At 66.0% G+C, this 738-nt stretch carries 2 protein-coding genes; one reads left to right on the top strand and one right to left on the bottom strand.

Going from position 1 to position 738, the window contains the following annotated elements; translation table 11 throughout:
- Positions 1–244 (top strand): tyrosine-type recombinase/integrase (locus tag AC1DU6_RS33880; protein WP_477862782.1); only part of this gene is annotated, 244 nt, incomplete at its 5' end.
- A gap of 3 nt (positions 245–247) precedes the next feature.
- On the opposite strand, the gene AC1DU6_RS33875 is transcribed toward AC1DU6_RS33880, so the two are convergent.
- A partial coding sequence (locus tag AC1DU6_RS33875; protein ID WP_477862780.1) for a class I SAM-dependent methyltransferase occupies positions 248–738 on the bottom strand: 491 nt, incomplete at its 5' end.

Here is a 738-nt window from a genome sequence, read left to right as displayed (position 1 = left end):
GCAGCATTTCGCGCGCGACCTGAAAGAACTCGCCGCCGCATCCGGCATTGCGCCGCGGCTGGTGTCGCCGCACGTGCTGCGTCACGCCTTTGCCAGCCATCTGCTGCATAACGGCGCCGATCTTCGCATCGTGCAGACGCTGCTCGGTCATACCGATATTTCCACGACGCAGATCTACACCCATGTGGTGGAAGAGCGGCTCAAGAGCCTGGTCCGCGACCTGCATCCGCTCGCGGAAAAATAGCGCTCAGCGCGAGTGCGGCTCGGCCTCGCCAAGATGATCCGCCTCATCGTCGCGCCGCATCCCGGAGGTCGGCACCAGCACCGGCTGCAGCGCAGGAATCAGCCGCGTGCGTTCGCGCTTGGCGGGGATCGCCCGATAGACCTGTTTGGTGGCTTCGACGATATGCACGCCGGCGAACGGCATCGACAACGCCGCGCCGATCCGCTCCCAGGCCATCGCCGAGCGCAGAAACCAGCCCATTCCGACCGGCGGCATGAACAGCGCCTCGCTCCACGCCGTCGGCGTAAACCAGGTCTGTCGCAGCAACTGCGTGATCTGCGAGCGTGAATAGGGCCGGCCGTGACCGAACGGCGTCGAGTCGGTGCGGGTCCAGACGCCCCGGCGATTCGGAATCACCGCCATCAACCGGCCGGACGGCGCGAGCACCCGCCAAACCTCGCGGAGCAAACCTTCGGGATCGTCGGACATTTCCAGGGCGTGCACCAGGATGATGC

The sequence above is a fragment of the Roseateles sp. P5_B10 genome, assembly GCF_056400485.1.
Note: the sequence above shows the minus strand (reverse complement) of the source record. Positions and strands in the feature narration are given on the sequence as shown.